General features: G+C 38.5%; 9 protein-coding genes. All 9 read right to left on the bottom strand.

The features are described from left to right. Positions 1-188 precede the first annotated feature (188 nt). Positions 189-545 carry a phosphotransferase gene (locus CA598_RS33225; RefSeq protein WP_256990728.1) on the bottom strand — a complete coding sequence of 119 codons (357 nt, stop codon included), beginning with the start codon at positions 543-545 and terminating at the stop codon, positions 189-191. After that, positions 542-847 carry a hypothetical protein gene (locus tag CA598_RS33220; RefSeq protein ID WP_256990727.1) on the bottom strand — a complete coding sequence of 102 codons (306 nt, stop codon included), beginning with the start codon at positions 845-847 and terminating at the stop codon, positions 542-544. The genes CA598_RS33225 and CA598_RS33220 overlap by 4 nt, the downstream gene beginning before the upstream one ends. A 137-nt stretch (positions 848-984) precedes the next feature. Continuing rightward, positions 985-1,413, bottom strand: a complete 429-nt coding sequence (fabZ, locus tag CA598_RS30665) for a 3-hydroxyacyl-ACP dehydratase FabZ (RefSeq protein ID WP_094878948.1) — start codon at positions 1,411-1,413, stop codon at positions 985-987. Between the two features lie 120 nt (positions 1,414-1,533). Beyond that, on the bottom strand, positions 1,534-2,601 hold the full coding sequence (locus CA598_RS30660) for a CHAP domain-containing protein (protein ID WP_094878947.1): 1,068 nt from the start codon (positions 2,599-2,601) through the stop codon (positions 1,534-1,536). A 2-nt stretch (positions 2,602-2,603) separates the two neighbouring features. Further along, positions 2,604-2,945, bottom strand: coding sequence for a GNAT family N-acetyltransferase (locus CA598_RS30655; protein WP_094878946.1), 342 nt, complete (start codon positions 2,943-2,945; stop codon positions 2,604-2,606). Between the two features lie 204 nt (positions 2,946-3,149). Next, complete coding sequence (locus CA598_RS30650) at positions 3,150-3,767, bottom strand: hypothetical protein (protein WP_094878945.1); 618 nt, start codon at positions 3,765-3,767, stop codon at positions 3,150-3,152. A 131-nt stretch (positions 3,768-3,898) separates the two neighbouring features. Next, positions 3,899-4,645, bottom strand: a complete 747-nt coding sequence (locus CA598_RS30645) for a class I SAM-dependent DNA methyltransferase (RefSeq protein WP_256990726.1) — start codon at positions 4,643-4,645, stop codon at positions 3,899-3,901. 218 nt (positions 4,646-4,863) lie between these two features. Beyond that, positions 4,864-5,082, bottom strand: a complete 219-nt coding sequence (locus CA598_RS30640; RefSeq protein WP_094878943.1) for a hypothetical protein — start codon at positions 5,080-5,082, stop codon at positions 4,864-4,866. Positions 5,083-5,473: 391 nt separating this feature from the next. After that, the gene (gene yidC, locus CA598_RS30635; RefSeq protein WP_256990725.1) at positions 5,474-6,379 is read right to left on the bottom strand and encodes a membrane protein insertase YidC; all 906 of its coding nucleotides are present in this window, start codon (positions 6,377-6,379) and stop codon (positions 5,474-5,476) included. Positions 6,380-6,735 lie beyond the last annotated feature (356 nt).

Raw genomic sequence — 6,735 nt, 5'->3', positions numbered from 1 at the left:
TACTGTCTACTATGATGGGAGCATATCACAGCTTAAGGGTACCGGCATTTTTTTTACCCACTATTTCATATCAGTAATTCAATTCAAAATCGTTGATTAGAAGGAAAAATTCGAGGGTTAAACTTATACAAGTCACCTGGGTTAGCCCAAACGCATATTTGAACTAACATGCCTGATCATTGAACAAACTACTCCCAGTAAGGAGTACCACTAAAAAGAAATTCTTCTTTATTTACATATCGCTTAAATTCCCGTCTTGCTAATTTACTAATGTGACAGGGTAACCACTCATTAGCTTCAGGCAGCCCAAGCCAAAAATTCATTGTTTCGAGTTGGGCTGCTATAAAGAAGCCTTCCAAACGTAGAACATAGTTATGAGGCAGGTCGAATTGTTGTGTGTAAGATTCTAGCAACTGGTCTCTGAATGCTGGGTGGATATAAGAAAGTGTCCAACCTAAATCGAATAAATAATATCCGAACCCACAAGCTCCAAAATCAATAGCTCTAGCTTCTTGTTCATGAAACACAAAATTACTTGGTATCAAATCTGCGTTATCTTAGTAACGTATTCACCAATGTTATTTTTTATAGGTGATGGCAACACCAGATCTGTATCATTTGTTAATGATTCCAGCCAAATCATTTCTGAATGGATGACTTTTTCCTCAGACCAAATACTTTCCATTGAATCATTTTTTGATAGATGTATTCGCAAACTATAGCAGTTACTTTCCTTATCTGTCACTTTATAGATGGTGTTTGCATTTTGGCCAATATGAGCTATTGATTGATAAGTAATTGAATAACAAGTTAATGCTTCTATAGCAATATCCTGAGTATCTAGCACGGTATCTTCCCTCCCCTTATTTTCTAATAATTTGAGAGAGAGCTCTTATATTTATATTTTATCCATTACTTAGTTTATAAAGGTAACCTGCTCATCAATGTGTATTGTTCAACTATCGTTCCTGTTACCTAAAAAACCTAAATCGAACTGAATGCAAACATTATTTCAGATTCGCATACCAATTCATTATTTACTGTGGCGACTCCCTTTCCTTTGACGATTTGTCCCTTAATTCGAATCACTTCAAATTCAAGAAGGAGTTGGTCTCCTGGTTTTACTTGTCGTTTAAAACGACAACTATCAATACCCGTCAGTAAGCCTATTTTATGATTGTTGCTCTCAACGTTGGACATTGCGATTCCACCGACCTGTGCCAGTGCTTCTACAATTAAGACTCCAGGCATTACGGGATAGTCAGGGAAATGACCGAGAAAATAAGGTTCATTAATGGTTACATTTTTAATTCCAACAGCTCTCTTCCCCTCATTAATCTCCAATATTCTATCGACCAAGAGAAATGGATTTCGATGAGGAATAATCTCTTTAATTCTTTCAATATCAAGCATGGATTTGCCTCCTAATCGGTTTAATATCATTTTATCGCCTTTGAGTTAAACCAGCCCGAAAATAACTCAACGTAACTCTAGTTAAACTAACCTATCCGTTAGCGTAATAACTGCTCCAAATCAATAACAGGGTATATACTCTCCATTAAAATGATAATGATAGCTATTATCTATTCGGACATATCCGAGTATACAATGATCTCTATCCCTGTATGAGACACTAGAGTAGTTTTTATTGTCTTTATTGCCTTCAGCAATTAAAATTTCATTGTCATCACAAGCTAAAACAATGCCGATATGATCGTGAGAATGATCGGAGAGAAGCTTATCAAAAATAACAATATCACCACGTGCCGGATTAAATTCTTCTTGTTTAGCGTCATAGAAAAATCTTGTATCGGGCAGCTGAGCCCAATCCAACCACGCACCAACCCCAGCTAGCCGATACATTCGGTTAGGATATCTAATTGGAAGAAGTATTCCAACCTGCATACAGCAGTAGTATACAAATGCAGCACACCAATTACCTTCTAGTACTTTATAGATATCAGAGTCCGGCCAATACTTGCAAATTTCCCGATAACGTTCATCTTCCGGCACCCCGATTATGTTTTGCCCTGCGAGCTTTTCCGCAAAATCAGCCAGCATAAGTCGCCTGTCTTTAGTTTCTCTATTGAATGCTTCCACATCTACGTTAAATTCCGTATCTACATTTCCCTCCGGAATCCCTAATTCAATAAATACTTTTTGTAGTCTATGTATATCGGTCTTAAGCATATTATTACCTGTATTTTGAAAGTACATCTGCAATAAAATAGCGTCTTTAATAACTTCCTCATCTGGTCCATGAACCCGATGTCTATCTTCTTGATAAAAGATTGATCTAAGAATTACTGACATCTCTTCGTCGGTAAAGATTTGGGTGCTGCGTATTATAGGTCTTACCGCATCTGCACTGTTGTGACCAGGAAAGGTATTTATTCCAGTTTTATAGAAATAAAAATCGTGTAGCACCCCCGCGATCGCAGCGATTTCCGAATCTAGTCCTCTTCTCATAGCGAGCATCGAAGCGAAGGTAGACACTCCTGAAAGATGAGCCCAAGCTTTCTGATTTTTGAAGTTGCTCTGCTTTTCATAAACATGGAATCGAACAATTTCAAGTCGCTTAGATTTCTTCTCACATATCATAATTAATTCCCCAATCCCTGAACTAACTCAGGACAGAAACCTATCGAACGTTCTACTGCTACGTTTTGGAAAAGTATTTTATCCGCCTTTTCCAAAAGTGTGCCACCGATGCCCATTCTTCTGTATTCTTCGTTAACAAACATCGTCGTCAACGCGCTTCTCTTAAAACCACCAAAAGAGAGAAAACCTTCCGTCAAGTCGTTGTAACGAGCAACAAATATATCATCTGAGAGCATTTCGTTACTCTGTTGAGACACATTAAACTGTTCATTTTTACACAACATGGCTGTGATTGAAGCTTCGTCCCTTTCGGGTTTATAGGGTTCAATAATTAGTTGTTCCATCGGCATTCACCTTTAATCAAGTTTAGTTTTGCTGCAATTTCATAAATCCTCCTTAATCCTTAGGACTGGAGCTAATACGTACTCTATAATAATTAGACCATAATTCACAAAAATAGGTTTCTCTATACTGCCCGATTAGTTGAACAAATAAAACGGCTGCCGAAGCAACCGCTATTCCACTATCGTTCTCCGTTAGCTTAATTTCTAAAATACAAATTCTGTCTCGTTGTTTTCCTTATCAAGATATATAACCCTACAGGAATCTTTCCAACTATCCCAATTTAATACGCTATCAACATCCACACGGAATAATTCATTATATGGTACAATCATAGGATTAGAAAAATCATAAAAAACAAGTTCATAGGGGCATGCCCAATAGCATCCATCAATCACTATTAGTTTTTTTTGTTGAAAATATATAATTTCCCCCCAGCAAAATCCATGCCCTTTATAAGCCTCTTCGGGAACATAATGATTGGTTTCTCTATTTGATAAATTAACAATTGAATACCCCTGATAATCTAACCCACACAACAGATATTCTGTGCCATTTACCCCCAACCAACTGAATAAGAATGGGTCATAATTTCTATATATTATGTCGATGATTTTATGCTCACTATCCGTAACAATCCCTTTTGTGTAATTATGACTGATAAAACCTTCAACATGGTTATAGTGATGGATTTCAAGTTTGAACTTTCCTGAAGTTGAATGAATAATTTCAGTTTTCTCAGCGATGTAAAATTCATCTTGAAAATAGTACATCATCTCAGCTCTTTCACTGAGAAACTGTGAGTCCTCAACAATATTCCTCAAATTCTTTCACCTCGCTTTAGTATTACAAATTGTACCATATTTTCAGACATGCTATTACGCTATCTTGCCGTCTAGTTGAATAAAGGCGGACTTTAAGGGGATTTTTCCTATTGCCATGCATTACGTCTCTCCTAACATTTCCTACAAACGCTAATAATAGATGAAGATGACGGAGAGAACGGCGTTTTATCCCAGTCAGCATATTGATGTTCGACGCGAAAGCCGTGACGGGTTAATAAAGATTGCAGCGTCGCTTGATCTGTAAACCGACAAGCAATTCGGGAAGTCGTTCGTTTATCACCCCAATTACGCATCGTGACCCAATGCATGATATGCTGGCTAGCATCGTAACATTGTGTACCTGATACCTTGACGTTTTGCCCATCCTTATCAATAAAGGACCCCCATTCTGTCTCCTCTTGATCGGATAAATCCGTTCCCTCCGGATTACGGGTCTCGAATGCAAAGATTCCATGGGGTTGTAAATGTTTGTGAACGGTAGTAAGCAAATCGTTTTGATCTTGATCACGTAAGAATGCCTGAAATGCATTGCCAGTCAAATAAATCATTGAAAATCGCTTGTCCGATTCAAAGGTACGGGCATCGCCTTCCATAAAAGTAGCAGTCAACCCTTCCGCCTTCAACTGCGCATATGCAATCATCGCTGAAGAGATATCTACGCCGGTCATCGTTATACCGGCTTTTGACAGGGGTATCGTTGTTAAGCCTGTACCACAAGCTAGTTCTAACACTTCGCCAGGACTCGATCTTGCAAGCTCAAGATAGAACTGATATTTGTCCATTTCACCGTCAAATTCAAGATCATAATTTACCGGATCCAGATATTCTTCAAGATTGCTATGTTCAATCAACGCCATCCCCTTCTTTCATTTCAATGTTACATTGGAGAAAAATAATTTTCATAAGAAAAACATGTGCTTAGTTAGACGCAGAAAGGATAATCTAAAAAATAAAAAACCTATCGACATTCGTGCTTAACATTATTTTACTGTTTTTTTTATAAACCGTTTGGTAATTCATAGTTATAATCAATTTTTATCGCACCTTAAATAACTACTCTTTAAGTCGATAATCATTACTTTATTCTGCCCTGTTGCCTTACAATCAGTAGTTTGTGTACTGAGAAGAAAAACAAATAATTTTCACTTCGAAAACCAACAGGTTCTAAAGAAGTGCTTCTTTGGAAATTTGTCAGTTCTTTCTTATGGACCCACTTTTCAAAATCGGAGCTATCAGGGTTTGTCCAAAGTAAAGCAAGTAAGACTATACCCACCACAAGAATCAGCAGTCTCAAACTGAGCCCCCCTACTAGAAAGATCAGTTATAATATGTATATCGATCACAATATGGAGATGACTTGTTTTCTCATTCCATATTGGTATTTAAGTTCATCTAAACTACCCGTTAGTTGAATAAAGGCAGCTATCGCGTTGATTACCGGGCTGCCAAATCGTATTTGAGCTAACGTTACCCAATAGCTTAACCGTTATTTATTTTATGATACGGTTCTCCGCGCTGTCTGTAACGGCAAGTTTTAGGGCCATCTTTTTGTGGGATGGCCCTTTCATTTTTTTCATTATGTTGAACTATGTTCCCCGTTAACGAGCCGCCTCATAAAAACAGAGCATCTGAGGTCGCGCCTCAGATGCTCTGTTTTTAGTATTGTTTTATGACCTTGTTCAAAATTATAAATCTTCTACACCGGTGGGTCGGTTTTTACTCGATACATTTGGCTTCGTGTACATTTTATTGAGAATGGTCGTTTGCACGATTATGAATATACCGCCAACCGCCCAATATAATGGTAATGCGGCGGGCATCTGAAAAGAAAACACACCCATCATGATAGGTGACAATAATCCGATGAAAGCCATTTGGTTATTTGGATTTTGCTGAACCTGCGCTGAAACGGATTGAGACACGCGGAACTGAAAGTAATACACCGCAGCAGCAATAAGCGGCAAAATCATATCTGTTTTCCCCAAGCTAAACCACAGAAAATTGTCAGCTGCAATCTCTGGGGTACGACGAATGGCGTAGTAAAATGCGAGGGTGATCGGCCATTGGAGAAGCATCGGTAAACACCCCATGTTTAAGGGATTAAATTGATGCTTCTGATAGAGCTGCATCATCTCGACTTGCTCTTGTTTTTTTGCATCCGCACTGACGTCGTTCTTATACTTCTCCTTAAGTGCAGTTAACTCCGGCTGGAGGACGACCATCTTTTCTTTCATATCCATTTGTTTCTTGGTTTGATTCATCATGAGCGGCATGATCGCAAGTCTGATGATGAAAGTCATCAGCACGATCGATAATCCGTAGTTTCCATGAAATGTATTCGCAAAGAATTTGATCAAGATCGAAAATGGATAAATAAAAAAGTGGTTAAATATCCCTGATGAATCGGCATTAATCGAGTTTGATTGGGATGCTGTCGAACACCCGCTGAGCACAATGATCGGAATAACTCCAATCAACATGACGAGAATGGGCTTCGCCCATTTTTGAAGCAATAAAATCTTTTTCATCATTGTCCTCCCTAATTGAAAGTATGGAATATCAATGTGGGGAAGGACCATTGTCGTCTTCATCAGGTGCTTCTCTTCGTCTGGCGTTACGTACTATCCACCGCTGAATGCTGCTCGGTTGCGACAGTCTGACAGACACAAACCAAGTTGAAACGGCTGGAGCAATTTCATAACCCCAGTGTATCTCTTGTAAAGAAATATAGGTGAATGGAATTGACACTAAGGAATAGATGAGAGCGATCGAAAATGCCAATTGAACCAAGTCATAAAAATGCTCCAGTCAAGTTCACCTCCGCATGAGTCATGTTGGAAAAATTTGAATAATGATTATACGTTAGAGAAAACGGTGTGGTTTCACTAACCTGCCCATGGTACTTGATCCCGAACAATATAATGTTCACCCCTACTTGTCATGACCA

The organism is Paenibacillus sp. VTT E-133291, from assembly GCF_002264395.1.
In the GTDB taxonomy this organism is placed as follows: domain Bacteria; phylum Bacillota; class Bacilli; order Paenibacillales; family Paenibacillaceae; genus Paenibacillus_AQ; species Paenibacillus_AQ nitricinens.
The sequence above is the reverse complement of the archived record's forward strand: the minus strand, read 5'-3'. Positions and strand labels throughout refer to the sequence as shown.

Excerpts from the sequence above, each read along its gene's own strand:
- CA598_RS30660 (WP_094878947.1), bottom strand. The coding sequence starts at position 2,601 with ATGATATGTGAGAAGAAATCTAAGCGACTTGAAATTGTTCGATTCCAT.
- yidC (WP_256990725.1), bottom strand. The coding sequence starts at position 6,379 with ATGAAGACGACAATGGTCCTTCCCCACATTGATATTCCATACTTTCAA.
- CA598_RS30645 (WP_256990726.1), bottom strand. The coding sequence starts at position 4,645 with ATGGCGTTGATTGAACATAGCAATCTTGAAGAATATCTGGATCCGGTA.
- fabZ (WP_094878948.1), bottom strand. The coding sequence starts at position 1,413 with ATGCTTGATATTGAAAGAATTAAAGAGATTATTCCTCATCGAAATCCA.
- CA598_RS30655 (WP_094878946.1), bottom strand. The coding sequence starts at position 2,945 with ATGGAACAACTAATTATTGAACCCTATAAACCCGAAAGGGACGAAGCT.